General features: G+C 54.6%; 26 protein-coding genes. 9 read left to right on the forward strand and 17 right to left on the reverse strand.

Going from position 1 to position 26,619, the window contains the following annotated elements; genetic code table 11:
- Positions 1-77 precede the first annotated feature (77 nt).
- The 4 genes from ACCW76_RS06000 to ACCW76_RS06015 are packed head-to-tail and all read right to left on the reverse strand — an operon-like array spanning position 78 to position 4,191.
- Complete coding sequence (locus ACCW76_RS06000; protein ID WP_034826943.1) at positions 78-1,403, reverse strand: MFS transporter; 1,326 nt, start codon at positions 1,401-1,403, stop codon at positions 78-80.
- Positions 1,404-1,451: 48 nt separating this feature from the next.
- Entirely contained in the window at positions 1,452-2,309 is an 858-nt protein-coding gene (locus tag ACCW76_RS06005; protein ID WP_436338020.1) for an NAD(P)-dependent oxidoreductase, read from the reverse strand.
- Positions 2,310-2,329: 20 nt separating this feature from the next.
- Complete coding sequence (locus tag ACCW76_RS06010) at positions 2,330-3,334, reverse strand: transketolase family protein (protein WP_034826946.1); 1,005 nt, start codon at positions 3,332-3,334, stop codon at positions 2,330-2,332.
- Positions 3,331-4,191 carry a transketolase gene (locus ACCW76_RS06015; protein ID WP_045815786.1) on the reverse strand — a complete coding sequence of 287 codons (861 nt, stop codon included), beginning with the start codon at positions 4,189-4,191 and terminating at the stop codon, positions 3,331-3,333. The genes ACCW76_RS06010 and ACCW76_RS06015 overlap by 4 nt, the downstream gene beginning before the upstream one ends.
- A 183-nt stretch (positions 4,192-4,374) precedes the next feature.
- Here ACCW76_RS06015 and ACCW76_RS06020 point away from each other — a divergent pair, with 183 nt between their 5' ends.
- Complete coding sequence (locus tag ACCW76_RS06020; RefSeq protein ID WP_038643637.1) at positions 4,375-5,268, forward strand: LysR substrate-binding domain-containing protein; 894 nt, start codon at positions 4,375-4,377, stop codon at positions 5,266-5,268.
- 119 nt (positions 5,269-5,387) lie between these two features.
- Here ACCW76_RS06020 and traF read toward each other — a convergent pair whose 3' ends face one another.
- Positions 5,388-6,638, reverse strand: coding sequence for a conjugal transfer protein TraF (gene traF, locus ACCW76_RS06025; protein WP_038643638.1), 1,251 nt, complete (start codon positions 6,636-6,638; stop codon positions 5,388-5,390).
- Positions 6,639-7,090: 452 nt separating this feature from the next.
- On the opposite strand from traF, the gene zur reads away from it, so the two are divergent.
- Positions 7,091-7,612, forward strand: a complete 522-nt coding sequence (gene zur / locus ACCW76_RS06030; protein ID WP_034826958.1) for a zinc uptake transcriptional repressor Zur — start codon at positions 7,091-7,093, stop codon at positions 7,610-7,612.
- 65 nt (positions 7,613-7,677) lie between these two features.
- Here the strand turns inward: zur and ACCW76_RS06035 are convergent, their stop codons facing one another.
- The 4 genes from ACCW76_RS06035 to ACCW76_RS06050 all read right to left on the reverse strand — a co-directional run bounded on the left by ACCW76_RS06035 (position 7,678) and on the right by ACCW76_RS06050 (position 10,592).
- Complete coding sequence (locus ACCW76_RS06035; RefSeq protein ID WP_009128598.1) at positions 7,678-7,890, reverse strand: CsbD family protein; 213 nt, start codon at positions 7,888-7,890, stop codon at positions 7,678-7,680.
- A gap of 164 nt (positions 7,891-8,054) precedes the next feature.
- Complete coding sequence (gene dinF, locus ACCW76_RS06040; protein ID WP_436338021.1) at positions 8,055-9,377, reverse strand: MATE family efflux transporter DinF; 1,323 nt, start codon at positions 9,375-9,377, stop codon at positions 8,055-8,057.
- Between the two features lie 126 nt (positions 9,378-9,503).
- Positions 9,504-10,118, reverse strand: a complete 615-nt coding sequence (gene lexA / locus ACCW76_RS06045) for a transcriptional repressor LexA (protein WP_034826962.1) — start codon at positions 10,116-10,118, stop codon at positions 9,504-9,506.
- A gap of 105 nt (positions 10,119-10,223) precedes the next feature.
- On the reverse strand, positions 10,224-10,592 hold the full coding sequence (locus ACCW76_RS06050; protein ID WP_038643641.1) for a diacylglycerol kinase: 369 nt from the start codon (positions 10,590-10,592) through the stop codon (positions 10,224-10,226).
- 127 nt (positions 10,593-10,719) lie between these two features.
- Here ACCW76_RS06050 and plsB point away from each other — a divergent pair, with 127 nt between their 5' ends.
- Entirely contained in the window at positions 10,720-13,143 is a 2,424-nt protein-coding gene (gene plsB, locus ACCW76_RS06055) for a glycerol-3-phosphate 1-O-acyltransferase PlsB (RefSeq protein ID WP_436338051.1), read from the forward strand.
- Between the two features lie 63 nt (positions 13,144-13,206).
- Here the strand turns inward: plsB and ubiA are convergent, their stop codons facing one another.
- From ubiA to ACCW76_RS06075, 4 genes are all read right to left on the reverse strand, one after another.
- A complete protein-coding gene (ubiA, locus tag ACCW76_RS06060; protein WP_197079598.1) occupies positions 13,207-14,073 on the reverse strand; it encodes a 4-hydroxybenzoate octaprenyltransferase in 867 nt (288 codons plus the stop codon).
- Between the two features lie 24 nt (positions 14,074-14,097).
- A complete protein-coding gene (gene ubiC / locus ACCW76_RS06065; protein WP_038643645.1) occupies positions 14,098-14,616 on the reverse strand; it encodes a chorismate lyase in 519 nt (172 codons plus the stop codon).
- Positions 14,617-14,706: 90 nt separating this feature from the next.
- Positions 14,707-15,117, reverse strand: coding sequence for a phosphate-starvation-inducible protein PsiE (gene psiE / locus ACCW76_RS06070; RefSeq protein ID WP_038643647.1), 411 nt, complete (start codon positions 15,115-15,117; stop codon positions 14,707-14,709).
- Positions 15,118-15,187: 70 nt separating this feature from the next.
- Positions 15,188-15,886 (reverse strand): UTRA domain-containing protein, encoded by a 699-nt coding sequence (locus tag ACCW76_RS06075; RefSeq protein WP_038643648.1) that lies wholly within the window; start codon positions 15,884-15,886, stop codon positions 15,188-15,190.
- 223 nt (positions 15,887-16,109) lie between these two features.
- On the opposite strand from ACCW76_RS06075, the gene ACCW76_RS06080 reads away from it, so the two are divergent.
- From ACCW76_RS06080 to ACCW76_RS06105, 6 genes are all read left to right on the forward strand, one after another.
- Positions 16,110-17,171: an ABC transporter substrate-binding protein gene (locus tag ACCW76_RS06080; RefSeq protein WP_436338022.1), complete on the forward strand. Its 1,062-nt coding sequence runs from the start codon at positions 16,110-16,112 to the stop codon at positions 17,169-17,171.
- A gap of 124 nt (positions 17,172-17,295) precedes the next feature.
- Positions 17,296-18,105 (forward strand): alkaline phosphatase family protein, encoded by an 810-nt coding sequence (locus ACCW76_RS06085; protein ID WP_436338023.1) that lies wholly within the window; start codon positions 17,296-17,298, stop codon positions 18,103-18,105.
- Positions 18,105-18,953 carry an ABC transporter permease gene (locus tag ACCW76_RS06090; protein WP_038643654.1) on the forward strand — a complete coding sequence of 283 codons (849 nt, stop codon included), beginning with the start codon at positions 18,105-18,107 and terminating at the stop codon, positions 18,951-18,953. The genes ACCW76_RS06085 and ACCW76_RS06090 overlap by 1 nt, the downstream gene beginning before the upstream one ends.
- A gap of 3 nt (positions 18,954-18,956) precedes the next feature.
- Positions 18,957-19,742 (forward strand): ABC transporter permease, encoded by a 786-nt coding sequence (locus ACCW76_RS06095; protein ID WP_034826980.1) that lies wholly within the window; start codon positions 18,957-18,959, stop codon positions 19,740-19,742.
- Positions 19,743-19,744: 2 nt separating this feature from the next.
- The gene (locus ACCW76_RS06100; protein WP_436338024.1) at positions 19,745-20,737 is read left to right on the forward strand and encodes an ABC transporter ATP-binding protein; all 993 of its coding nucleotides are present in this window, start codon (positions 19,745-19,747) and stop codon (positions 20,735-20,737) included.
- Positions 20,738-20,917: 180 nt separating this feature from the next.
- Complete coding sequence (locus ACCW76_RS06105; RefSeq protein ID WP_436338025.1) at positions 20,918-22,543, forward strand: Na/Pi cotransporter family protein; 1,626 nt, start codon at positions 20,918-20,920, stop codon at positions 22,541-22,543.
- Positions 22,544-22,711: 168 nt separating this feature from the next.
- On the opposite strand, the gene gntU is transcribed toward ACCW76_RS06105, so the two are convergent.
- The 4 genes from gntU to ACCW76_RS06125 form a co-directional block, all read right to left on the reverse strand.
- Positions 22,712-24,052, reverse strand: coding sequence for a gluconate transporter (gene gntU, locus ACCW76_RS06110; RefSeq protein ID WP_038643662.1), 1,341 nt, complete (start codon positions 24,050-24,052; stop codon positions 22,712-22,714).
- A gap of 2 nt (positions 24,053-24,054) precedes the next feature.
- Entirely contained in the window at positions 24,055-24,591 is a 537-nt protein-coding gene (gene gntK / locus ACCW76_RS06115; RefSeq protein WP_038649722.1) for a gluconokinase, read from the reverse strand.
- Between the two features lie 140 nt (positions 24,592-24,731).
- Positions 24,732-25,727 carry a gluconate operon transcriptional repressor GntR gene (gene gntR / locus ACCW76_RS06120; RefSeq protein ID WP_038643664.1) on the reverse strand — a complete coding sequence of 332 codons (996 nt, stop codon included), beginning with the start codon at positions 25,725-25,727 and terminating at the stop codon, positions 24,732-24,734.
- A gap of 182 nt (positions 25,728-25,909) precedes the next feature.
- Positions 25,910-26,605, reverse strand: a complete 696-nt coding sequence (locus ACCW76_RS06125; protein ID WP_436338026.1) for a pirin family protein — start codon at positions 26,603-26,605, stop codon at positions 25,910-25,912.
- Positions 26,606-26,619 lie beyond the last annotated feature (14 nt).

The following is a 26,619-nucleotide window of genomic DNA, read 5'->3' on the forward strand; positions in this document are numbered from 1 at the left end:
CGGAGTTAGGTGAGTGACGAGAAACTGCGCAATGATACCACAGCAATAACGGGCGACACAGCCGCCCGTTATTTCACTCACACCGTCGGGGCTGTTGAGGTTGATGAGGCCGGCAGAGAGGGCTCGCCCACTTTCACCGGCGCGGTTTCCCGCGTGTTGAAGGCGACCCAGGTTGAAATGACGCCCAGTAACGAGAACATCACCGCCGGTCCGATCCAGCCGACCATGCCATACACGCCTGTTGCGATGAACGGTAACAGCCCCGCCACCACGGAAGCGCCGTTGTAGCCCAATGAAATACCCGAGGAACGGACGTTAGCCGGAAACTGTTCGGAGAACCAACTCGACTCTACGGCAAATATCGGGTCATGGCTGAAGAGCAGGGACAAGGCGACAGCGACAATCACCATCATCACTGCACCGGTATTGATCAGCATAAACATGGGGATGCCAAACAGAATGGTGAAGATGGCGCCAATCAGGAATATTGGGCGACGTCCCACCTTATCACTTAGCGCGCCATACAGCAGATGGCTGCCGAGCCCCAGCGCTGAACCAATCAGCGTGCCCCATAACACATGGCGCGTATCTGTGATTTCCGCCAGCACCACATAGGACAACATAAAACTGGTGGTGATGTAGTAGCCACCCGTCTCCGCCAGGCGTAGCCCCATAATTTTGACGATGGTACGCCAGTCGCGACGAATGACCTCCAGCGCGGGTTGTTGCACAATCTGCTTATCTGCTTTGGCTTTCTCGAATTCCGGTGATTCTGCGACCTGCATTCGAATAAAGATGCCGATGGCCACCATCACAAAAGAGATCAGGAACGGCATGCGCCACACCCAATCACCTTCAAACAGTGCCGCAGAGAGCAGGAAAGAGCCATTCGCCAGCAGCAGGCCAAGCGGGATCCCGAGCTGCGGCACCGCGCCATAGAAACCGCGCTTTTTCACGGGCGCATGCTCAAATGCCATTAACACCGCGCCGCCCCACTCGGCGCCGAATCCGATCCCCTGGATCATGCGTAATAAGATCAACAAGATCGGTGCCAGCACCCCAGCCTGCTCATAGGTTGGCAACGCACCGATCAATACGGTGGCACCGCCCATTGCCAGTAATGACCAGAACAGCACGGTTTTTCGGCCATAGCGATCGCCGAAATGGCCGGCGAGGTAACCGCCAAACGGGCGCATCAGGAAGCCGACCGCTAAGGTGGCGAATGCCGCCAGAATGCCGACGATGGGCTCTTGCGTGTGGAAAAAAATCTTACCGAACCAGGCTGCAGCGGCGGTGCCATAGATAAAGAAATCATAGCTCTCCACCGCTGAGCCAATCATTGAGGCGAAAGAGACTTTCGCCGCATTGTCGCGGGTGTTTGCAGGTACAGAAGTCGTGTTCATGTGTTACCCCGGTATTATCGTATTTTTCGGGCAGCAGTGATGGAGCGGTTAATTTGCAGGTTTGCTCCAGGTCTCAATCACTCTGCTGTCATCACGTTGCCCCAATCCGGCTTCTGCTGCCGCCAGATAACGAGCATGAGCGACCTGTAACAGCGGAACCTCAGCGTGGCAGGCGGTCGCCGCCTCTGCCACTAACCCGCTATCTTTGACAAAGATGTTGATGGCGCTGGAGACCGAGACATCAGTCCCCTCCAGCATGCGCGGACCACGATCTGACAACATCCACGATCCCGCCGCGCCGCGCTCGACCAGTTTCAATACCTGAGCGGGTGCTAACCCCAGTGACTGTGCCAGGCTTAGCGCCTCCGCGGCTGCCACAATATGCACCGAGCAAAGGTGCTGATTGATCACCTTGATCCCCTGCCCCTCGCCAACCTCGTCACCCACGATCGACACCGATCCCATGGCTTTGAGTACTGGCTCAACAAAGGCAATGGCGGCAGGTGCGCCGGAAGCAAAAATCACTAACTCACCGGTGCTGGCGCGGGCGGTTCCGCCCGTGACCGGTGCATCCACGACCTGCGCACCGGCAGCAATCAGTGAAGAAGCCGCCTCACGCACCGCCTGCGGCCCGACAGTGGACATGATGACCCAGTGCTGACCAGCCACCTGCGGCAGCGCTTCCGCCACCAGCGCCTGCAGCTGCTGTGGCGTGGCAACCATCACCACGACCACATCCGCTTCAGGTGCTTCTGCAATGCGACTAACCGCTTCAATCCCCTGCGCCTGAGCACGCTGACGCGACGCTTCAAACACATCCACTCCGATTACCGCATGCCCTGCACGCTGAATCTGGCAAGCCATAGGAACGCCAATTGCCCCGGTGCCGACAAATATCACCTTCATGCTGTTCTCCTTTCGCGTCGTTATGCCAGCCAGACGCGAATCGCGCTGACCATCGCTTCTGTGGAAATGCCGTAGCGGTCGTGCAAAGTGGGCAGCGCGCCCGCATCCAGGAACTGATCTGGCAAGCCGATTTGACGAAACACGGGCATGACCTGCGCATGCATTAACGTGGTCGCCACCGCCTCACCTAAACCGCCGACCACGCTATGGTTCTCAACCACCACCACTAAACGCCCGGCACGCCGGCACTGGGTGATAATGGTTTCAGTGTCCAGAGGCTTAATGGTCGGCACGTGCAATACCGCAACATCGACGTTATCGGCTGCCAGCGCTTTTGCTGTTTCCAGTGCGCGCATTGTCATAATCCCACTGGAAATCAGCAGCACATCACGGCCATCACGCAGCAATTTGGCTTTGCCCAGTTCGAATTGATAATCGTATTCGTTCAGCACCAGCGGCACCTTACCGCGCAACAGACGCATATAAACCGGCCCCTGATGATCGGCTATTGCGGCAACGGCTTGTTCCGTATCCAGCGCATCACAAGGATCAACAATGGTCATGCCCGGAATACCCCGCATCAGCGCGATATCTTCAGTGGCCTGATGGCTTGGGCCGTAGCCGGTGGTTAACCCCGGCAGCGCCGCGCAGATTTTCACATTCAGCTGCTCTTCCGCGATCACCTGATGGATAAAGTCGTAGGCACGACGCGTGGCAAACACCGCATAGGTGGTAGCAAATGGCGTCATGCCCTCCTTCGCCATGCCACCGGCTGCGCCCATCAACAGCTGCTCCGCCATGCCCATCTGGAAATGACGTTCTGGATAGGCCTGGGCGAAGATATGCAAATCGGTGTATTTTGACAGGTCAGCAGTCAACCCAACGATTGACGGCCGGGTCGCAGCAGCTTTGACCAGCGCATGACCAAAGGGCGCAGCAACCGTGGCTTGTCCTTCTGCGGCAATGGAGGCAATCATCGCCGACGTTGTCAGGCGTGGCTTTTTCTCTGTGGTGATGCTGCTCATTGCGTGGCCTCCTGAGCTTGATCGAGGATGGCGATGGCCTGTTGCCACTCGTCAGCATCCACACGAATAAAATGATTCTTTTCACGCGCTTCCAGGAATGGCACGCCTTTACCCATTAGCGTGTCCAGCAGAATGACGCGCGGCTTGGGTTCGTTTAACGCGCGAGCCCGATCAAATGCCTGCTTCACAGCAGCAATGTCATTGCCATCCACACGCTGTACATGCCAGCCAAACGCCTGCCACTTATCTGCCAGCGGTTCAAACCCCATGACCTTGCCAGAGGGGCCATCTGCCTGCTGCTGGTTGATATCTACCATGACGATCAAATTACTCAGTTGATGATGGGCCGCTCCCATCGCCGCTTCCCAGGTTGCCCCTTCATCCAGTTCGCCATCAGACATCGAGTTGTAAACAAAAGCCGGATTTCCTTTATGACGCAATGCCAATGCCATACCGACACCAATCGTCAGCCCCTGTCCGAGCGATCCACCTGAAATTTCCATACCTGGCGTATAGGTAGCCATGCCCGACATCGGTAAGCGACTATCATCAGATCCATACGTTTCCAACTCCTCCACAGGAATCACGCCCGCTTCAATCAACGCCGCATAAAGTGCAATCGCATAGTGGCCGTGGGACAGCAGGAAACGATCGCGGCCTTCCCATTCGGGTTCATCCGCGCGGTAATTCATCGCATGGCACCATGCCACGGCCAGCATATCAGCCAGTCCCAGAGCCTGGCCGATATAGCCTTGCCCCTGTACTTCGCCCATTTGCAACGCGTAGCGACGAATACGATAAGCGTGCTGTGACAGCCGCTGTGTAAGGCTCAATTCCGGTTCTGCAAGAGTCGTCATATCTGTTCCTGAAAGAAGAGAAAATCAGCAGAGTTGGCAAGCAGAAGAGCGATCTGTCATGGTGAAAGCTGCAGCGGATTCACGTGCCATTTTCACCTGCTTGCCGTTTAGTAGCAGATTACTCAGCCTTGACCTCTGCCGACAAAAGCAAAAAATGCATCAACTGTTGAATGGGATTCACAAATGACATTATTAAAAAAAGCCCCACTTTCGCTGTTGCGCGCGTTTGAAGCCGCAGGCCGTACAGGAGCATTTACCACCGCAGCGCAAGAGTTAGATTTGTCGCCTAGCGCCATTAGTCATGCGATTCGTAAGCTGGAGGAGACGCTCGACACGCGCCTGTTTCAGCGCAGTACGCGCGAAATCATGCTAACCAAAGAAGGGGCAATCTTGCTGGAACACATCCAGCGGGGATTTGATGAGATGCAGCGTGGGCTTTCGCTCGTCACCGCTGATGAATCGCGACCACTGCGTCTGCACACCGCGCCAAGCTTTGCCCATCAGTGGCTATTACCCCGTCTCGGAAGCTTTATTGCCGCGCATCCACATATTGATCTACGTCTTTCAGCCAGCACCGAATATGCGCGCTTTGAGCAGGATGACTATGATTTAGATATTGTTTATGGCGAGCCGCGTCCTTCGCCTTACGAGAAAATCCCGCTGGCCGTGGAGGAGTTAACACCGCTTTGCTCACCAGAGATTGCCGCACGCATTCGCTGCCCGGAGGACCTCTATCACCAATCGTTGATTCAGTGCGATGTGCAACTCTACCAATGGAAGGGCTGGTTTGAAGCCAATCACCTGACGCCTCCGCGCCATTATGGTTTGCGCTTTGACCGCAGTTTTATGGCGATTGCCGCTGCCGTTGATGGTCTGGGGGTGGTGCTGGAATCCAAATTATTAGCAGAACGAGAGCTTGCCAGTGGGCGCTTAGTTTGTCCGCTGATTGAGACCACCCAGGAGATTCACTATATCGGCCATTACCTGGTGTTCCCACGGCATCAGCATCGCCACTTCGCGTTAGATAGCTTTAAAGATTGGCTACTTTCCCAGTTGAATCTGGCACAGCTTCGCTGATTGATAACGATCACAAATTCCGCGCCCAATAATGAAACAGGCCGCCAATGGCGACCTGTTTTTGTGAGCATGTTCACGCCATTTCAGGGTGAATGTTAGCGTGATGTGAAATGACGCAATTAGAAGTTAAATCCGAGCTGCAGCATGCCGCCCCAGGTATTATCGTCACCCACTGAACCAGCAAGATCCAGATGCACCGTGTTGTTAAACGGTGAAACGCCCAGACCTGCGGTAAACACATTGGCATCATTTGATTTCATATCCGCACGATAACCCGCGCGCAATGCTAACCAATCCAGCACGCGATACTCGGCACCCACTCCCGCATATTGGCTGCTTTCTTCCGATTTGAAACGCTTGGTTTGCGTCAAATCAACATCGCCTGCCAGGGTGAACGCGCCGTAGTTCCAGGCCAGACCTGACGTGACCAGCGGACGGATTTGATAGGTATCGCGGTAGCCTTCCACTGTTTTGGTGTCGATGTCGCGTGAGATCAGGTTCTGCCCTGTCACACCCAACGTCCAATGCTCACCAAAGTCGGTCGCGATGCCTGCATCAATGTTGAAGCCGGTATCGGAACTGCGGTATTGGCTGTTGTTGATATCACTTTTATCAAAGTTATAAATACTGGCGGTGTAGTTATACAGCCAGGTTTTTTGCAGCTTTGGTGTCACGCCCACAGAAACCGGATGGCCAGCGACATCAAATTCATGTGCAACGGAGACGCCATAATCGGTGACTAACGCCGCAAGGCCATTGCCGCTCGAACGCAGGTTATCCTGATCGCCCGGCCTTGGCGTAATGCTCCCATCCGCCACTCCACGCAGATAGGTGATGTCGCTATCAACCACATTGGCGCGCACATGTGCTGTACCGTAGGCTTTAGTAATAAAGGCAAAGGGCAGCGTATCGTTTGGAACAGTGACGGCAAAAGCGACTCCCGCAGTACCGTTAGCTTTATTACCTTTCAAATCTTGAAGCTGATTGGCCATATCGCCTGCCGCAGCCTTCAGCTCCGGGTAACCTCTGAGATAATCCGCAAAGTCGAAATCATCAATCAGTTGTTTATAGCGATCAACACTGTCCGTAATGTCATCAACTTTGTTAATTAATTTGTCTTTGTCGGTAACCTGTACACCGGCTGAAGGGAATATGACGCTGACGTTATCTTCAGGTTTGGCTTTGGTCATCAATGCCGGGTTAGCCAGCACCGCTGAGCTCCAGGTTGACGAAGCGACGCCGGTGCCACCCATGGCATCGTTACGCGCGTCATACCATGTACCTGCTGCCAGAGCTGAAGAAGAAAGAAATACTGCATTCAAACCAACAAGATAAGCTACTTTTTTGTGCCTGAATAATGTCTTCACCATGAGCCTGCCATCACCTTTGAAATGTCGCTGAATAACTCAGAAACGAAACAGTTTAGTTAGCCGCTATTCTGAACCCTGGCTAACGCATCATTGCTGTGAATTAAAAGGAAATAGCACTGCTGTTCGCAGAATTGGATACAACCACACCATTCTGCTGTTTAGTTATGCAGAAAAATGAACAAAGCCTAAATTGATGCCAGATATTACTTAAGACCTTTTGAACCTTAGACGCTAACCCGGTGAGTTGCAAAGCAAAAATAGCGTGATAATTAGGCTATATGACTGATCTAATGGAGGGTCTGAAATGAGCAGTTTTATCAGCACAACAGGAAGGTTAAGTTAATTTATTGATTAACGAGATTTTTCCTGGACTTTAACCGGGTAAAAAGCAATCACAGCAGGGTAAAAATTTGTGTGATAAAATAACATCGCCTGCAACCTGGAGAACACTTATGTCAAACCTCACGCCCGCACAACTGCTTACTCAGGCAGAATCCCTTTGCCTTGACCGCGGCGTGCGCCTGACCACTCAACGCGCTGAAGTGCTGCGTTTAATGGCTGAGCAGAATGGTTCGATCAGTGCTTACGATCTGCTGGATCAACTCCGCATCAGCGAGCCACAGGCTAAACCTCCGACCATATACCGCGCGTTGGATTTTCTGTTGGAGCAAGGTTTTATTCATCGTGTTGAATCGAATAACAGCTATGTGGTTTGCCATCATTTCGACGAGCCTGCGCATACTTCGGTGATGCTGGTGTGTGATGGTTGTGCGGCAGTCAGTGAAAAACACGCACACGGCGTAGAAAAGATTATTTCGGGATTGGCCGATCAGGCCGGATTCTCACTGCGCCACACGGTTATTGAAGCCCATGGTTTGTGCGAGAACTGCGCAGAAGTCGCAGCGTGCAATCATCACGATAGCTGCGATCACGATCATGAGATTGATACGAAAAAGAGAGTGAGAAAAGGGTGAGTGGCACTTCCTTGTGCCTTGCCGACGGGTGATCGGCGGGGTAGGAGCATCTTCCTTAATTCCGGTTACCAGCGGTAATCTTTATTGTGACTTTCCCAGTCTTTCACTTCAGTTTCGGCCTGGTCTTTCGCATAGCCGTAGCGTTCCTGAATTTTACCCACAAGCTGATCGCGTTTACCTTCGATGACCGTCATATCGTCATCCGTCAGCTTGCCCCACTTCTCTTTCATTTTCCCTTTAAACTGCTTCCAGTTACCGCTTGCTTCGTCTTTGTTCATCATAATCCTCCACATCATCCTGAGTGAGATGCGATGATCTCCTAATAAATCAGGAAATCACCCACACAACGCGCTACTCAATTGCGCCGTTTGAGATAATTATAGTAGCCAGATAGGATTGCGCAAAAAAATACAGAATAATCTGTAGGTTACGCTTCGCTTATTCAAACAGTGAACCAGCTGTCGTGTCGCCAGTGACGTCGCCATATCCACCAGAGCGTCAAGCCGCGCAAGGCAAGAAACACCGTCACCGCCAGCCATAAGCCGTGATTACCGAGCCACGGGAGTGTCATTAAGGCAAGCCCATAACCCACTGCCGCCATCACCATGCTGTTGCGCATTTCACGCCCACGCGTGGCGCCGATAAACATACCGTCCAGCAGATAACACCAGACACCGATCAGCGGCAGAATCACCTGCCAGCCAAGATAGCGATCGGCCATCTCTCGCAGTGGCTCAAGCGAGGTGAGCAACGCCACAATTTGAGGGCCGGTTACCGCATAGATGGCGGCGAACGCCAGGGCAACGATACCGGCCTGACGGCAGGCAGCATGCCAAATCAGTAATAAGCGACTGCGATCTCGCGCCCCCACCGCTTCACCGGAGCAGGCCTCCACGGCATAGGCAAAACCATCCAGCGCATAGGCCGTGAACGTCAGGAACATCAGCAGTACGGCATTCACCGCAACAACATCTGGCCCTAAACGCGCGCCCAGCAAGGTGAGTGACGCGAAACAGATTTGCACCATAAGCGAACGCAGCATGATGTCGCGGTTGAGCCGGAACAGGCGTGCCGCATCACCACGCCAACTCTGTTTTAGCAGATTGAATGAAATGCCACGCAACTTAAGCACACGTACCACCATCCATAACCCCACACCCAGCGTGACGTACTCTGCCACCGCCGTTGCCGCCGCCGCACCCGCAACGCCCCAGTGAAGCTTTAGCACAAACAGGAGATCGAGCAGGATATTCACCAGGTTGCCGACAATGAGCAGTACCATCGGCGCTCGCGCATATTGCACGCCGAGCAACCAGCCCAAAATCACCAGATTGGCTAAGGTCGCCGGTGCGCTAAGCCAGCGAATGTTGATAAAAATTTGTGCCTGGTGCTGCACTTCCGGGCTGCCGCCCATTAATGAGGCTGCGATCAAACTGAAGGGCGCGCGCAGTAATAAAAACAGCACGCCCGCCACCAGGGCGATCAACAGAGGTTGCGTCAACGCCCGCGCCAGGGCGGTTTTATCGTTCGCGCCAAACGCCTGCGCAGTCAAACCCGTGGTGCTCATGCGCAGGAACAGCAGCAACATAAAGATGAAACTGGTCGCCGTTGCACCTACCGCCACGCCACCGAGGTAAATGGGACTATCGAGATGGCCAATCACTGCCGTATCGACGACACCGAGCAGCGGAACGGTAATATTGGAGAGAATCATCGGCAGCGCCAGCCGCCACAATGCTTTATCTGAAGAGGAAAACAGCCGCATTCGCCCGTTCCATTGTTGCGCTGGCCAATCGGACCATTAACCGGCAATCAGCCTGAGGAGGAAAATCAGTGTATCAGACTGCGGTCAGTACAGTGACCAACCGCAGCGGGGGAATTCAACGAGAGATTAAAGCCATTCGCCGTTACGTACGATGCCCACAGCCAGACCTTCAACGGTCAGAGCCTGCTCACGGGTATCGACTACAATTGGCTGGAATTCGGTGTTTTCTGGCAGCAAATGCACAATGGCACCCTGCTTTTTCCAGCGTTTGACGGTCACTTCATCATCAATACGCGCCACCACAACCTGACCATTACGGACTTCCTGGGTTTTATGCACTGCAAGCAAGTCACCATCCATAATCCCGATGTCTTTCATCGACATACCACTCACGCGCAGCAGAAAATCGGCGGTAGGTTTAAACAGATTGGCATCAACCTGATAGTGCGCTTCGATGTGCTCTTGCGCCAGCAGTGGCTCACCGGCGGCCACGCGACCGATCAGCGGTAACCCTTCAGAGACTTCTTCTTCCATTAGCAGGCGGATGCCGCGAGATGCGCCGGATACAATCTCGATGACGCCTTTACGCGCCAGTGCTTTCAGGTGTTCTTCCGCAGCATTGGGCGAGCGAAAACCCAGTTGCGCAGCAATTTCCGCACGCGTTGGCGGCATGCCGGTCTGGTTAATGTGGTCGCGAATCAGATCATAGACCTGTTGCTGCCTGGTGGTTAACGCTTTCATCCCGCCCCCTGGTTGTTTATACAGTCGCTGTGAGTATATACAGGTATTGGCGAAATGAAAACCAAAACAGAGGGAAAAATCAGCGGTTTGAAGATTCTGGAATACCTATCGCAAATGCGACCAGAGCAGCGCGATCCAGACAAACAGAGCCAGTAAGATAGCCAGCAATACCGCCGCTGAGCCCATATCTTTTGCTCGTCCGGCTAAAGGATGGCGCTCTTGCCCAATGCGATCCACCACCGCTTCGATGGCGCTATTCAGGATTTCAACGATGATCACCAGCACCACGGAGCCAATCATCAGCACACGGGAAATCGCATCAACATCCAGCCAGCAGGCCACCACAATCGCCACCAGTGCGGCAATGGCTTCCTGACGAAATGCGGCTTCATGTTGCCAGGCGGCGCGCAAGCCTTGCCAGGAATAACCGGCTGCATTCACTATTCTTTGAATACCGGTGACGTTATTTGCCATGCTTTGGAACCCTTGATGTGATTTGGCGTCAATATGTGGGCTGTCTGAGGTCGTGTAAGCCACAGATCTTCGTTGCACTTTCTGGTATGCTTGCCGCGCTTTGCTAACAAGAGGCTTTAAGTTGTCTATGTCAGGTTGGCGTAAACTTTATTACAAACTATTGAATTTACCACTCTCTTTTTTGGTAAAGAGTAAGGTCATTCCGACCGATCCTGTCTCAGAACACGGGATCGATCCGACGCGTCCAGTGATGTATGTTTTGCCTTATGATTCAAAGGCTGACCTGCTCACTCTTCGGGCGCAGTGCCTGAAACATGATCTGCCCGATCCGCTGGCTCCGCTGGAGATCGACGGCACGCTATTGCCGCGTCACGTGTTTATTCACGATGGCCCACGCGTATTCCCCTATTTCGTTGCCAATCCTGAGTCGGTGAAGCTATTCCACGACTACCTCGATTTGCACCGCAGTAATCCGGATCTCGACGTCCAGATGTTACCGGTTGCGGTGATGTTTGGTCGCGCGCCAGGACGTGAAATTCAGGGTGAAGATACGCCGCATCTGCGCATCCTTAATGGTGTAGAGAAATTCTTCGCCATTTTATGGCACGGACGTGACAGCTTTGTGCGCTTCTCGCCGACCGTTTCCCTGCGCCAGATGGCGACAGAGCACGGCACCGATAAGTCGATTGCCCAGAAGCTGGCACGCGTGGCACGCATTCACTTCGCGCGTCAGCGTCTGGCTGCAGTCGGGCCACGTCTGCCCGCACGTCAGGATCTGTTCAACAAGCTGCTGCAATCCAAAGCGATTGAAAAAGCGGTTGAAGATGAAGCGCGCAGCAAAAAAATCTCGCACGAGAAAGCCCAGCAGAATGCTGTTGAGATGATGGAAGAGGTCGCAGCGAACTTCTCGTATGAGGCCATTCGCGTCACAGACCGCGTGATGGGCTGGCTGTGGAGCCGTCTTTATCAGGGCATCAACGTCAACGGTGGCGAGCGTGTGCGTCAGCTGGCGCAAGATGGCCACGAAATTGTGTATGTGCCCTGCCATCGCAGTCACATGGACTATTTACTGCTCTCTTACGTGCTCTACCATCAGGGCCTGGTGCCGCCACACATCGCGGCCGGCATCAACCTGAACTTCTGGCCAGCAGGTCCGATTTTCCGTCGTCTGGGTGCTTTCTTTATCCGCCGTACCTTTAAGGGCAACAAACTCTATTCCACGGTGTTCCGTGAATACCTGGGCGAGTTGTTCAGCCGCGGATATTCAGTCGAGTATTTCGTTGAAGGCGGGCGCTCACGCACGGGCCGACTGCTGGATCCTAAAACCGGCACGCTGTCGATGACGTTGCAAGCCATGTTGCGCGGCGGTAGCCGTCCGATTACGTTTGTTCCGATCTACATCGGCTATGAACACGTCATGGAAGTGGGTACTTACGCCAAAGAGTTACGTGGCGCGGCCAAAGAGAAAGAGAGTTTCCTGCAGATGGTGCGCGGGTTACGTAAACTGCGCAATCTTGGTCAGGGTTACGTTAACTTCGGCGAACCCCTGCCGTTGATGAACTATCTGAACAAAAACGTGCCGGAATGGCGTGATGCGATCGATCCGATTGAACCACAGCGCCCGGCATGGATGACGCCGACCGTGAATGATATTGCAGCACGTCTGATGGTGCGCATTAACGAAGCCGGTGCAGCCAACGCCATGAACCTGTGCGTCACCGCGTTGCTGGCTTCTCGTCAGCGTTCCCTGACGCGTGAGCAGTTGATTGAGCAACTGGAATGCTATACCCAGCTGCTGCGTAACGTGCCTTATTCGCCGGAAGCGACTGTGCCGGAGATGAGTGCTGAAGCGCTGCTTGATCACGCCATGGGCATGAACAAGTTCGAGACTGAACAAGACAACATTGGCGATATCATCATTCTGCCGCGCGAGCAGGCCGTCCTGATGACCTACTACCGCAACAACATCCACCACATGCTGGTCATGCCATCGCTGATTGCCGCTGTTGTGCAGCAGCATCGTGAGATCAGTGTGGCGGAGCTGCTGCGTCAGGTGAGTCTGGTTTACCCGATGCTGAAGAGTGAGCTGTTCCTGCGCTGGGATAACGCAGAGCTGCCAGGCGTGCTGAATGCCCTCTGTGCTGAGATGGCACGACAAGGCCTGATTACCGAGCATGATGGGCAATTACGCATGAATCCGGCCCGCCATCGTTCATTACAACTGCTGGCTGCCGGTATCCGTGAAACGCTGCAGCGTTTTGCCATCACCTTCGCCATTCTGAGTGCCAAGCCGACGATCAACCGCGGCACGCTGGAGAAAGAGAGCCGCACGCTGGCGCAGCGTTTGTCTGTGTTGCATGGCATTAACGCGCCAGAGTTCTTCGACAAAGCGGTGTTTACCGCGCTGGTGCTGTCACTGCGTGATGAAGGCTACATCAGTGATTCAGGCGATGCCGATGCGGAACGCACCCACATTATGTGGCAGATGCTGGCAGAGCTGGTGACCAGTGATGTCCGTCTGACCATTGAAAGTGCGGTAGCTCACGAATAACGTCGGGCATAAAAAACAGAAAGGCGACCCTCAACGGGTCGCCTTTTTTATCGCAGCAACCACTTAAAACAGGTCAATAAATGGCTGAGTATTGAGAAGTACGCCGATAAACAGCACCAGCCCAACATAGTTATTATTCAGAAAGGCCTGGAAGCAAGGATCGCGTTCACGTTGAGCAATCAGCTTTTGTTGATACACAAAGAAACCGCCCGCCACCAGCAGTGACCAGTAAAACGCACCGTTCAGATGCAACATCAATCCAACTAGCGCCATCAGCCCCAGCGTGGCCAACTGCAATAAGCCGATGATCAACTTATCGAAACGACCGAACAGAATCGCCGTGGATTTCACGCCAATCTTCAGGTCGTCATCACGATCAACCATCGCGTATTGCGTGTCGTAAGCCACCGTCCAGCAGATATTCGCGAAGAACACCAGCCAGCAAACAAGAGGTAAGGACTCACTAACTGCCGCCCAACCCATTGGAATCGCCCAGCCAAATGCCGCTCCCAATACCACCTGGGGTAAATGGGTGTAGCGCTTCATAAACGGATAGACCCATGCCAGTGCCAGGCCACCAAATGACAGCAAAATCGTCATACGGTTCATGGTCAGCACGAGCGCAAATGCCAGCAACCCGAGCACGACAAACAGGATTTTGGCTTCTTTCTCCGTCACCACGCCGCTCGCCAGCGGACGCGATGCGGTCCGTTTGACATGACCATCCACCTTACGGTCCGCATAATCATTGATCACGCAACCCGCGGCACGCATCACAATGACGCCGAGCACAAATACCACCAGCACAGACAAAGGCGGCACCGCCATGCCTGATAACCACAGTGCCCACATTGTGGGCCACAGCAGCAACAGCGTGCCAATCGGTTTATCAATGCGCATCAGGCGCCGATAAGCCTGCCATTTGGTCATGGTTAAGGTTTTTTCCACAATCCTTTATCCTTGATTCAGCGCGCGGTACAACGGCGACGCTGGTAAAAACAGTTCAGTTAGCAGCAGCGGTTTGCCTGATAAACGCAGGCGCGAGCGACGTCCCCACAGATCATCCACCTGGCCGGGATCGATAAAATCGCGGCTCAGCGTCGAGGAGGCGAAAAGATAGCGCCCCAGCGGACGAGTGCCAAGATTTTGCAGCATCTGCTCCGGGCCGTTCAACGTGCTTTCTGGCACCACGGTTCGCCCAATCAACCAGGGTTCGCCATCGCCGCACAGCACGATTTCACGTAACCAAAAGCGCTCATCGGCGGGCAGGAATTCCGCTTCTGGCGCCATCTCGTCAGCGGTTATAAAGCTTTCGCGGATCAGTTCCACCGTCACCTGCTGGCAATGCTGCTCGAAACGACGCGTCATGGAGTCTTCCTCCAGCAACCAGTCAAGCAGAGGGGGTGAAAGCAAGGGGGAAGTGGCTGGCAGCCAATGCAGTGCGAGTAACTGGCGCAGCGCGTGATGCGACATCAGGACATCTCCGGAGAAAAAGTTGCCCTAGTTTAACGCAGAGAATCGGGCGTGGCACTGCTGGTTGTGCCACACCCGACAGAAGGGGGATTATTCGCGCTTTAAGCGATTGCTATTGGCTAACCACAGCGTGACCACCAGAATTAAAATTGCCGCTGAATAATAAAGCGTGTCGAACGGGTTTTTGTGGTCAACGATTATCAGACGAATGATTGCGGTGATGCCGATATAGATGAAATAACGCAGCGGAAAGTGATAGCCGGACTGGAAGTACTTCACGATCAGCGCGATAAATTCAAAATAAAGAAAATAGATCACAATGCCTTCGATCAGCAGGTAGGACGACGCCTGCTCACCGGTGCTGAACAGCACATTGGCTAAATGGATTGTCTCTTTGCCAAGGAAGACCACCAGGATGACAGCCAGCGTCACCAAACCCATATTCAGAACCCATTGTAAAACAGAAGCAATAAGCTGCCCCATCGCTGATTTTGTTGTCATTTTTATGCGCCTCAAAGTACGAAAACTCTCTGAGGCTATCATGCTGTAGTGTGATCGAAATCACAATATGCTACACATCAACATCCACACAGAGCGCGTCATAACGCCAGTATTCACAGTCACAGTCGATCACCCGTTTATGTTGATCGCGGTTGATACGGGTAATCAGTAATCCGGGAGTGCCGCTGGCGACATTAAGTGCCGGTGCAGCGCGCGCCGGTAATGGGCCAGGAAGAATAGTAAAGCGTGCGCCGCCGTAACGAATGCCATAACGCTGATCGTAGAGGTCGGTGAGCGAGCGGGTCAGGTCTTCTTCCAGCAGGCCAGGAAAAAAAGCCGGATTGAGGTAATGCTCGACATACAACACCGCGCGGCCATCGATACGTCGCAGGCGGCGAATGCGAAATACGCTATCGCCTTCTAATAGCTGTAAGTGCCGCGCAATCACCAACTGTGCCGGGACTTCCCGCGCCTCAATCACTTCAGTGAGGGCGATACGCCCTTGTTCGGCCGCCATGGCATGAAAGTGGCTGTGATGGGCCGGGTTATACACCAGCCTTGGCGGTGCGAGAAACCAGCCTCGACGCAATTCACGGTAAATAATGCCTTGCGCTTCCAGCAAGCCCAGCGCCTCACGCAAGGTAATGCGCGTGGTGGAATAGAATTCACTCAAACTGCGTTCTGCCGGTAAACGCCCGCTGGCAAATTCACCGTTTTCAATGCGTTCACTCAGCGCCGTAGCAATCACATCCACCGTTTTTGACGACATTTTTTAGCCTCATTTTGGGGCAATTCTGCACTATGACAGTTCGATGACTACAATATGACAGGCATATCCCACGCTTTCGCGCGCTGTATCCGCATGTGGAGCTGCGCGTCACACCACATTTCACCACCATGGTCATAAAACCTTCATCTGATCGGGCTACATTGGCTCGGTTCTTGCTGGACTAGACCAAGACGTCCCACAACTTACACCCGGAGCAATCGAGATGAAAGCGTTTATCTCCTCTGTAGTAGCCAGTGCCGTACTGCTTGCGCTGCCCGCCGCGCACGCCGCCGATAACGACCTTGCCGCGCTGGAAAAAGCCGCGCGTGCTGAGGGCCTGGTCAACAGCGTCGGTATGCCAGACAGCTGGGCGAACTGGAAAGACACATGGAATGACATCAACAGCAAATATGGCCTGAAGCACAGCGATACCGATATGTCATCGGCGCAGGAGCTGGCTAAATTTGATGCAGAGAAAGAGAACGCCAGCGCCGATATCGGTGATGTGGGCGCCGCGTTTGGTCCGGTCGCTGTGACCAAAGGTCTGGCACAACCGTACAAACCGACGCATTGGGATCAGATTCCGAGCTGGGCAAAAGATAGCGAAGGCAACTGGATGCTGGCTTACACCGGCACCATCGCCTTCCTGATCGATAAACAGCAGGTGAAAGATGCGCCACACAGCTGGGCCGATCTGAAGAAAGGTAAGTATGTGGTCACTATCGGTGATGTCGGCGTGGCTGCTCAGGCTGCTAACGGCGTTCTGGCCGCGAACTACGCACTGGGTGGTGATGAGAAGAACCTGAAGCCAGCGTTGAACTTCTTTGGCGAACTGGCCAAAGAGGGCCGTCTGGGCGTGACCGATCCGGTGATTGCCAACATCGAGAAAGGCGAAATTCAGGTTGCCGTGGTATGGGACTTCAACGGTCTGAATTACCGCGATCAGATCGACAAAAACCGCTATGAAGTGGTGATCCCGTCTGATGGCTCCGTGATTTCAGGCTATACCACCATTATCAACAAATACGCTAAGCACCCGAACGCCGCCAAACTGACGCGCGAATACATCCTGTCTGATGAAGGTCAGATCAACCTGGCGAAAGGTTATGCGCGTCCGATTCGTGCTGAGCATTTGACCCTGCCAGCTGACGTACAGGCCAAACTGCTGCCGCAGTCTGAATACAAAAATGCTCGCCCGATCAAAGATCAGGCTGCATGGGATAAGACGTCAAAAATGCTGCCGCGCCTGTGGCAAGAGAACGTGATTATCAATATGAAGCAGTAATTTGCACACACCCTGGCGGCGCGATGTCGCGCATCGATCTGTAGCGACAACGCTGCGCATCGATACGCAATACGTTGCGCCGCTATGCACAGTGCTCGCAATTTGAATGATGTAAGGAACGGGAATGAAGACAATCCTGGTGGTACTGGATGGCCTGAGCAATCAGGTGGCACAGCATGCGATGGGCTATCTGTTTGCCGAATGCAAACAGGGTAATGGCCAATACTACACGCTCACCTGCGAGCTGCCTTCGCTATCGCGCCCGCTATACGAGTGCATTTTGACCGGTATTCCGCCGGTACAGAGCGGCATTATACATAACGGCGTCAATCGCCTGAGCAATCAGCGCAGCATCTTCCATTACGCCCGCGCCGCCGGTTTAACCACGGCCGCTGCCGCCTATCACTGGGTCAGTGAGCTGTATAACCAATCCCCGTTCAACAATGCGCGTGATCGCCACACCGTCGCCCCCGATTTGCCGATCCAATACGGCCACTTTTACTGGGACGACAGTTATCCGGATTCCCACTTGTTTGAAGATGCTGAGAGCCTGCGTCTGAACCACGATCCGGACTTTTTACTGATCCACCCGATGAATATTGACGATGCCGGGCATAAACATGGCCTGTCATCGCCGCAATACCGCAACCGCGCACGAATGGCTGATGGCTATTTGTCACAGTGGATGCCCGGCTGGCTCGCCGCGGGCTATCAGGTGATCGTCACCGCCGACCACGGCATGAACGATGACCGTTCGCACGGCGGTATTTTACCGGAAGAGACGCAAGTGCCGCTGTTTGTGTTTGGTGCTGGCTTCTCACGTCAGCCCGATCTCGAACCACAGCAGACCGAACTGTGCGGTATTGTCTGCACGCTGCTCGGCATTGAACACGACAAACCCGTGTGTCACGGTTTGCTGGCGGGGCCGCGTTAATGAAGGGCAAAACCCTCGCCACACTGTTACTGCTGCCGTTCGCCTTTTTCTGGGTCGCCTTCCAGCTCGCGCCGCTGTTGTGGATTGCCATTAACAGCTTCTGGAGCGACATGAACGAGCGCTGGGGTATCGATAACTACACCGATATCCTCACTTCGCCGTTTTATCTGCAGGCATTTCGCCTGTCGCTGGATATCTCCATCTGGTCGAGCATTTACGGCCTGCTGATTTCGCTGTTTGCCGGCTATTCCCTGCATCAGTTGGGCAGCGGTCGTTTTCAGCGCTTCCTGATGTCCTTCACCAACATGACCAGTAACTTCGCCGGCGTGCCGCTGGCGTTTGCCTTCGTGATTCTGCTGGGCATGAATGGCTGTCTGACGCTGCTGCTGCGCCACTTCGGCATGCTGGAAGGATTCAAACTGTTCTCGCGTGACGGCATGGTGCTGGTTTACACCTGGTTCCAGATCCCACTTGGCATTCTGCTGCTCTATCCGGCGTTTGACGGCTTACGCAAAGATTGGGAAGAGTCAGCCGCGCTGCTCGGTGCCAGCCGCTGGCGTTACTGGTGGCATATTGGTTTACCCATTTTGTTCCCGGCTCTGTTAGGGACTTTCGTCATCCTGCTGGCCAATGCACTGGGCGCTTACGCCACCATTTATGCGCTGACCACCGGTAACTTTAACGTGGTGCCAGTGCGAATTGCTGCGCTGGTGTCGGGCGATATCTCGCTCGATCCGAATACCGGCGGTGCGCTGGCAATGTTGCTGGTGTTCATTATGGCGCTGATTACCGTGGTGCAGCAGTATCTGGTGCGCCGCAGTTATCTCAACGCGAAATCACAGGAGTAGAACGTGTCTCGCGCGGAAAAAATTTATCATCGCCTGATTATCTGGCTGCTGCTGATCATCCTCGCCGCCCCGCTGCTGGCGACACTGCTGTACGGCATATCCACCGACTGGAGTGACACTATTCTGCCGCAGGGCTTCACACTGAAGTGGCTTATCGAACTGTGGAGCGATCCGCGTTTCCTGACGGCGCTCGGCCATTCGCTGCTGATTTGCTTTGGTGCGCTGTTGTTCTCGCTGGTGCTGGTGCTGCCTGCGATGTTTGTAATCGCTTACTACTATCCGAAGCTGGACGCGGTGATGAACGTGCTGATTTTGATGCCGTTTGCCGTACCGCCGGTGGTGTCATCCGTTGGCCTGCTGCAGCTTTACTCGTCATCGCCGCTGATGATCACCGGCACGCCGTGGATTCTGGTCGGCTGTTATTTCACCATCGCGCTGCCGTTTATCTACCGCGCCATTGCCAACAATATGCAGGCGATCAACCTGAAAGAGCTGATCGATGCGTCTCATCTGCTGGGTGCCAGCACCTGGCAGGCAGCACTGTTTGTGGTGTTGCCCAACCTGCGCAAAGGCGTGTTTATCGCGGTGTTGCTCTCTTTCTCTTTCCTGATAGGTGAGTTTGTGTTCGCTAACCTGTTAGTTGGTACCCGCTATGAAACCTTACAGGTGTATCTCTACAATATGCGTAACGGCAGCGGCCACTTTACCAGTGCGCTGGTGATCTCCTATTTTGCTGTCGTCCTGCTGGTCACCTGGCTGGCGAATGCCCTCAATCCTGAACGAGGCTGACCATGAGTTATCTGAATGTCACCCAGCTGAACAAAAGCTACGGCCCCACCAGCATCTTTGAAAATATCGATTTCAGCGCCGATGAAGGCGAGTTTGTCACCCTGCTCGGCCCGAGCGGTTGCGGCAAATCGACGCTGCTGCGCTGCATCGCCGGTTTGACCGATGTCGATAGCGGCAAAATTCTGCTGCAGGGTCAGGATATCGTGCCGCTGCCACCGCAGAAACGTACCATCGGCATGGTGTTTCAGAGCTACGCACTGTTCCCCAACATGACGGTGGAGAAGAACGTGGCGTTTGGCCTGAAAATGCAGAAACTGCCAGGCGGCGATATTCAGAAACGCGTTATGGAAGCGCTGGCACTGGTCGAACTGACCGATTTTGCCCGCCGTTATCCGCACCAACTTTCTGGCGGACAATGCCAGCGTGTTGCCTTAGCGCGCTCTCTGGTCACGCGCCCTCGTTTGCTGTTGCTGGATGAGCCGCTCTCCGCACTGGATGCGCGTATCCGCCGCCATCTGCGCGAACAGATCCGCAACATTCAGCAGGAGTTAAAGCTCACCACGATTTTCGTTACCCACGATCAGGAAGAGGCGCTGACGCTGTCGGATCGCATCGTGCTGATGAACCGTGGCAAGATCGTGCAAAACGGCAACGCTGAAGCACTCTACACGCAACCAGCCGACCTGTTTGCCGCCGGGTTTATCGGCAACTACAACCTGCTGAGTGCGGAACAGGCAACGCAGCTCACCGGCCAGACATTCACGGGTCAGGTAGCGATTCGACCTGAGTCAATCCGCTTGAGTGCACCGCAGGATGGCATTCCGGCCACTATTCTCAGTCACAGCCTGCTGGGTAATGTCATTCGCTATCGCGTAGTGGCGAATAGCGTGGAGTTATCCGTCGATGTGCTGAACCGCAGCGTGGCAGATTTGCACCCATCTGGCATGCAAATTGGTCTACAGTTAGAGATGTCGACGTTGCGCCAGGTCGCTTAAATTTAACGAAAAATGGGCAACGCAACGCGGCAGCATTCAGCGTTAATGCAGCCTGTAAATCGTTGTCGAGGCGGCCTTTAGGCTGCCTGTGGTCGCGCTATGGTGCGCCCGGCACTTCGGTACTGACCCACAGGCTTGCAGTTGGTGCAATGAAAGTCTGAGGATAAGGAACCGCCCGACGTGTTGACCCTGCTCAATCTATTATCTGCTGTGGCCCTGCTGGTGTGGGGCACGCACATAGTGCGCACCGGCATCATGCGCGTGTACGGCGCCGATTTGCGGCGGGTGCTCAGCCGCAGCGTGGAAAAGAAGCCAATGGCGTTTCTCGCCGGGATTGGCGTCACCGCGCTGGTGCAGAGCAGCAATGCCACCACCCTGCTCGTCACCTCGTTTGTCGCACAGAATCTGGTGAGTCTGACGCCTGCGCTGGTGGTGGTGCTCGGTGCCGATGTCGGTACCGCCATCATGGCGCGTATCCTGACCTTCGATCTCTCCTGGCTATCGCCGCTCTTCATCTTCTTTGGTGTGGTGTTCTTCCTCAGCCGTAAGCAGACGCGGGCCGGACAAATGGGGCGAGCTGCCATTGGCCTTGGCTTAATTCTGTTAGCACTACAGCTGATCGTGGCCGCTGCTAAACCCATTACCCAGGCGGCGGGCTTACAGGTGCTGTTCTCCACGCTAACCGGCGATGTCATGCTGGATGCTCTGATTGGCGCGGTATTCGCCATCATCAGCTATTCCAGCCTCGCGGCGGTGCTGATCACTGCCACGCTGACGGCCGCGGATGTGATTTCCTTCAAAGTGGCGCTCTGCCTGGTGATTGGTGCCAACCTCGGCAGTGGTTTGCTGGCGATGATTAACGCCAGCGGCTCCAATGCCGCCGGTAAACGCGTGGCGTTGGGCAGCCTGCTGTTCAAGCTCATTGGCAGCCTGGCGATTTTGCCACTGGTGAATTATGTCGCTGATATTCTGGACAAGATGCCGGTCGATGATGAAGAACTGGTGATCTTTTTCCATGTATTTTACAACCTGATTCGCTGCCTGATTATGGTGCCATTCGCCGAACCGATGGCACGTCTGTGCCGTCGCATGATTTCCGACGAGCCGGAAACCGATGCCCACTTACGCCCTAAACACCTCGACCGCAGCGCGCTGGATACCCCTGCGCTGGCATTGGCCAATGCGGCGCGCGAAACCTTGCGCATCGGCGATGTCGTCGAACATATGATGGAGTCGTTTAATAAAGTGGTGCATGGCGAACTGCGTGAAGAGCGCGCGGTACGGCGTCTGGATGATGATGTCGATGTGCTGTATACCGCCATCAAACTCTATCTGGCGCGCATGCCGAAAGAGGATTTGGCCGAGGAGGATTCGCGCCGCTGGGCCGAGGTCATCGAGATGGCACTCAACCTTGAGCAGGCGGGCGATATCATTGAACGCATGTGTGCGGACGTTGCGGTGAAATCGCTGAACGCCCGTCGGGCATTCTCCCCCGAAGGGCTGGAAGAGCTGAACACATTGCAGGAGCAGGTACTCAACAATCTGCGTCTCAGCTTATCGGTGTTTCTGTCGAAAGATATCCCCAGCGCGCGCCGACTACGCCGCTCCAAACACCGTTTTCGCATCCTGATTCGCCGTTTCTCACACGCTCACGTCGAGCGCCTGCATCAGAAGAATGTGCAGAGCATCGAAACCAGTTCCCTGCATTTAGGGTTGCTGGGGGATATGAAGCGTCTGAACTCGCTATTCTGTGCAGTGGCGTATACGGTGCTGGATCAGCCGGATGATGAGCGGGATGAGGATTAACCAACAGCCTGTCATGACTACGATGATCAACGGCTGCGGGATTCAGCCACATCATCATACATGCGCGACCAACCGGCTGTGCTATTCGGTCAGGTCGCCATCAATGGCAACCTGCCGTGCGGATAGGTGGATTTTATAGGGTGCGCATTGCGGCGCACCTGGAAAATCTTACGACAGCAGAGTGAACGCGATCATCCCGACAATGGCACCGGTGGTACCAAGAATGGTTTCCATCAACGTCCAGGTTTTCAGCGTTTCACCTTCGGTGGCGCCGGTGAAGCGGCCAAACAGCCAGAAGCCGGCATCGTTGACGTGACTAATAATGATGGAGCCGCCCCCGATGCAGATCGACAGCGCCGCCAACTGCGCGCCGCTGTAGTGCAGCGGTTCAATCACCGGCATGACCAGGCCCACAGTCGTCAGACAGGCCACGGTCGCCGAGCCCTGAATCACACGGATAGCACCAGAGAGGATAAAGCACGCCAGCGCAATCGGCATCCCGGCGCCAGTGAGCGCATGGCCCAATACCGGACCGACGCCAGAGTCCACCAGCACCTGCTTGAACACACCGCCCGCACCGATCACCAGCAGAATAATGCCGGCCGGTTGCAGTGCGCTGCCGCACACTTGCATCACCTTCTCTTTGTCCATTCCCTGGCGATAGGCCAGACCGTAAATCGCCACCAGACACGCCAGCAGAATCGCTGTAAACGGATGGCCGATAAACTCCAGCCACTCGTAGAGACGTGAATCCGGTGTGGTGAAGCGCGCACCGATGGTTTTCAGACCCACCAGCAGCAGCGGGAACAGGATCAACGCCAGGCTGAAGCCAAACGATGGCAGTTTACCCTCTTCAATTTCAGGCTGATGGTCTTCTGGCGGCGCACTGAAGCTGACGTGACGGGCAATAAAGTTACCAAACAGCGGACCCGCAATCAGCATACCGGGAATCGCTGCACACAGGCCCAGCAGGATCATCCAGCCAAAATCAGCGTGCATCTGGGAAGCCAGCAGCATCGGGGCCGGTCCCGGCAACAGAAACGCCGCTGAGGCCGCCACACCAGCAAACAGTGGAATGACCAACTTCACTAAGTTGCCATGGGTACGACGCGCCACGGCAAAAGCGATGCTAATCAGCAAGACTACCGCCACTTCAAAGAACAGCGGCAGCGCGCAGATCAATCCGGCAATCCCCATCGCGTAATGCGCCCGGTTTTCACCAAAGGCTTTCAGCATGCGGATAGCGATTTGATCGACTGCGCCGGTTTCATGCAGGATTTTGCCGAACATCGCGCCCAATGCCACCACGATGGCGAGAAATCCGAGCGTTCCGCCCATGCCTTTTTGCATGGTGTCAGCAATTTTATCCAGCGGCATGCCAGAGAACAGACCGGCACCAATTGAGACTAACATCAGGGCGACAAAGGCGTGCATACGCGCTTTCATCACCAAAAACAGCAGCAGCAGGACGGAGCCTGCTGCAGTTAACACCAGCGTTGCGGTACTCATCACTAACCCTTGTTGATTGCTTCCTCGATGGTCGCAACCGTGGCCGCAACGACTTCATCCAGTGAATGATTAATATCAACCACCAGTACATCGGGCTCGTCAGCCCCAGGCTCTTGCAAGGTCTCAAATTGCGTCACCAGCATCTGCGGCTTAAAGAAGTGACCTTTACGTGCTTTCAGACGCGATTCGATGGTTTCGAAATCGCCCTTCAGATAGATGAATTTCAGGTTTTGGTTGCCCTGACGCAGGATATCGCGGTAGGACTTTTTCAGCGCCGAGCAGACGATAATCGAAATAGCCTGGGTGCGCTGCATGGCGAACGCGGCATCATTCAGCGCCTGCAGCCACGGCTGGCGATCGTTATCATCCAGCGGATGACCGTCGGCCATTTTCATGATGTTGCTGCGCGGATGGAGGAAATCGCCATCCAGAAATGCCGTGCTCAACTGATGAGAAACCTGATTAGCGACGGCAGACTTTCCGCTGCCGGAAACGCCCATCAGGATAAAGACGTGGTGCGATGGAGATGGCGTGGTCATGGTTTTGCGCTCCGGCAGTTTGTCTGCCAATGTTACCGATAACAAATTTGATTATCATTGTCGGAGCCCACTGCGGGACTGGCAACCCTTGTTAGGTGGAAAAGCACGAAAGTGTGAACTGACTCAAATAATCGCCAAAATCAGATGCTGCCACCTTCAGCAATTTCAAACCCGACATCCAGCGGCTCGATCACGCTACGATCACCACCGATACGCGCCAGCAGCATCGCGGCTGATTCACGTCCCATGCGCTCACGCGGCGTAAGCACTGTGGCCAGACGCGGCGTGACCACTTGCGTAATGTCGTGGCCGTGAAATCCGGCAATCGCCATCTGTGCGGGGACATGTAAGCCCTGACGCTGACACTCAAACATCGCGCCGACCGCCAGATCATCGTTGGTACAAAACAGGCTGTCGGTTTCGGGATAGCGTTTCTGCGCCTCACGCAGCAGCTGTGCGCCGGCACTGAAGGAGGAAGCATCTTCCATCATCACACTGTGCGGGGTGAGCCCGGCTTCACGCATCGCCTTTTCGTAGCCCTGCTGTTTTTGCAGGGTGCGCTCATCAAGACGCGCGCCAAGGTAAACGGTGTGGCGGTGGCCTTTTTTCAGAATAGCATGCGTCATCTGGCGCGCCGCTTCGACGTTATCGAAGCCCACCGCCATATCGAGGCACGGCGTCACCGAATCCATCATCTCAATCACCGGAATGCCGGCCACTTCCAGCATGCGCAGCGTGCCGGGCGTGTGGGTGCGTTCGGTCAGGATCACGCCATCGATGTTCCAGCCCAGCAGCGAACGCAGCTGTAGCTCCTCTTTATCAGCGTTATAGCCAAAGTGCGCCACCAGCGTTTGATAACCGGCCTCATCCGTCACGGTTTCAATGCCGCGTAACACATCGGCGAACACCTGGTTGGTGAGCGAGGGCAACAGTACGCCGATGGCGCGACTGGTCGCATTAGAGAGCATATCGGGGGCACGATTGGGGATATAACCGAGTTCATCCAGTGCTACGGCGATCTTATCGCGCAGCGCCGCAGAGACCTGATCGGGGTTTCGCAGGTAGCGACTGACGGTCATTTTTGTGATGCCGACGCGATCGGCAACGTCCTGTAGTACCGGCCTTTTCTTCTTCATCGTATGCGCCTGAGGTCAGAGATACGATGAGTCTATCATTTTTTTGTCAATTTCAGGCTTTGCGGAAAACCATGGATTCTCGCTCTGACTTTGTACACATCAATACGCACCCGACGAAAAAGTGGGCAAAAAAATGCAAGGTCGCCATAGTGGGCAACCTTGCACGTTTTATTGACAAGCTATTACACCGGCGGCAGATCAAACAGCAGAATCTCTGCATCGCTGTCAGCGTTGATGGTCAGCGCGCTTTCATCCCAGATCGCCAGCGCATCACTGGTACCGACCTGTTCGCCATTCACGCTCACCAGGCCTTTTACCACCTGAATCCACACACGACGACCCGCTTCGACAGTCACCGCGTCGGCTTCGCCCTTAGCAAATACCCAGCGCGACAGGGTCATGTCCTGGAACACTTTCAGCGATCCTTCACGCTCATCCGGTGACAGGACAAACTGGCGACCTTTCACATCCTCGAAACGGCGCTGCGCATAGCGTGGCTCAATGCCTTTGCGCTCTGGAATGATCCAGATCTGATACAGATGCAGCGGATCTTTGTCACTGGCGTTGTATTCCGAATGGCGCACACCGGTACCGGCGCTCATGATCTGGAACTCACCTGCCGGGATCTGTTCTTTGTTGCCCATGCTGTCCTGATGCTCCACGGTGCCAGACAGCACATAGGTCAGGATCTCCATGTCTTTATGCGGATGGGTACCAAAACCCTGGCCACCATCAATCACGTCTTCGTTGATAACGCGCAACGCGGAGAAGCCCATAAAGTTGGCATCGTAATAATCCGCGAAGGAAAAGGTGTGCCAGCTATCGAGCCAACCGTGATTGGCGTGGCCGCGTTGTTCTGCTTTGCGTACGTAGATCATGTTCAATTCTCCTC

The organism is Pantoea sp. C8B4 (genome assembly GCF_051336905.1).
Lineage (GTDB): Bacteria > Pseudomonadota > Gammaproteobacteria > Enterobacterales > Enterobacteriaceae > Pantoea > Pantoea rwandensis_B.

Bases quoted from the DNA above. Each gene is read 5' to 3' on its own strand.
- ACCW76_RS06075 (WP_038643648.1), bottom strand. From the start codon at position 15,886: ATGTCGTCAAAAACGGTGGATGTGATTGCTACGGCGCTGAGTGAACGC.
- gntU (WP_038643662.1), bottom strand. From the start codon at position 24,052: ATGAGTACCGCAACGCTGGTGTTAACTGCAGCAGGCTCCGTCCTGCTG.
- ubiA (WP_197079598.1), bottom strand. From the start codon at position 14,073: ATGACCAAATGGCAGGCTTATCGGCGCCTGATGCGCATTGATAAACCG.
- ACCW76_RS06050 (WP_038643641.1), bottom strand. From the start codon at position 10,592: ATGGCAAATAACGTCACCGGTATTCAAAGAATAGTGAATGCAGCCGGT.
- gntK (WP_038649722.1), bottom strand. From the start codon at position 24,591: ATGACCACGCCATCTCCATCGCACCACGTCTTTATCCTGATGGGCGTT.
- ACCW76_RS06015 (WP_045815786.1), bottom strand. From the start codon at position 4,191: ATGACGACTCTTGCAGAACCGGAATTGAGCCTTACACAGCGGCTGTCA.
- plsB (WP_436338051.1), top strand. From the start codon at position 10,720: ATGTCAGGTTGGCGTAAACTTTATTACAAACTATTGAATTTACCACTC.
- ACCW76_RS06005 (WP_436338020.1), bottom strand. From the start codon at position 2,309: ATGAAGGTGATATTTGTCGGCACCGGGGCAATTGGCGTTCCTATGGCT.
- ACCW76_RS06080 (WP_436338022.1), top strand. From the start codon at position 16,110: ATGAAAGCGTTTATCTCCTCTGTAGTAGCCAGTGCCGTACTGCTTGCG.
- ACCW76_RS06035 (WP_009128598.1), bottom strand. From the start codon at position 7,890: ATGAACAAAGACGAAGCAAGCGGTAACTGGAAGCAGTTTAAAGGGAAA.
- ACCW76_RS06090 (WP_038643654.1), top strand. From the start codon at position 18,105: ATGAAGGGCAAAACCCTCGCCACACTGTTACTGCTGCCGTTCGCCTTT.
- traF (WP_038643638.1), bottom strand. From the start codon at position 6,638: ATGGTGAAGACATTATTCAGGCACAAAAAAGTAGCTTATCTTGTTGGT.
- ACCW76_RS06125 (WP_436338026.1), bottom strand. From the start codon at position 26,605: ATGATCTACGTACGCAAAGCAGAACAACGCGGCCACGCCAATCACGGT.
- ACCW76_RS06020 (WP_038643637.1), top strand. From the start codon at position 4,375: ATGACATTATTAAAAAAAGCCCCACTTTCGCTGTTGCGCGCGTTTGAA.
- gntR (WP_038643664.1), bottom strand. From the start codon at position 25,727: ATGAAGAAGAAAAGGCCGGTACTACAGGACGTTGCCGATCGCGTCGGC.
- dinF (WP_436338021.1), bottom strand. From the start codon at position 9,377: ATGCGGCTGTTTTCCTCTTCAGATAAAGCATTGTGGCGGCTGGCGCTG.
- ACCW76_RS06100 (WP_436338024.1), top strand. From the start codon at position 19,745: ATGAGTTATCTGAATGTCACCCAGCTGAACAAAAGCTACGGCCCCACC.
- psiE (WP_038643647.1), bottom strand. From the start codon at position 15,117: ATGACAACAAAATCAGCGATGGGGCAGCTTATTGCTTCTGTTTTACAA.
- ACCW76_RS06000 (WP_034826943.1), bottom strand. From the start codon at position 1,403: ATGAACACGACTTCTGTACCTGCAAACACCCGCGACAATGCGGCGAAA.
- lexA (WP_034826962.1), bottom strand. From the start codon at position 10,118: ATGAAAGCGTTAACCACCAGGCAGCAACAGGTCTATGATCTGATTCGC.
- ACCW76_RS06010 (WP_034826946.1), bottom strand. From the start codon at position 3,334: ATGAGCAGCATCACCACAGAGAAAAAGCCACGCCTGACAACGTCGGCG.
- ACCW76_RS06085 (WP_436338023.1), top strand. From the start codon at position 17,296: ATGAAGACAATCCTGGTGGTACTGGATGGCCTGAGCAATCAGGTGGCA.
- ubiC (WP_038643645.1), bottom strand. From the start codon at position 14,616: ATGTCGCATCACGCGCTGCGCCAGTTACTCGCACTGCATTGGCTGCCA.
- zur (WP_034826958.1), top strand. From the start codon at position 7,091: ATGTCAAACCTCACGCCCGCACAACTGCTTACTCAGGCAGAATCCCTT.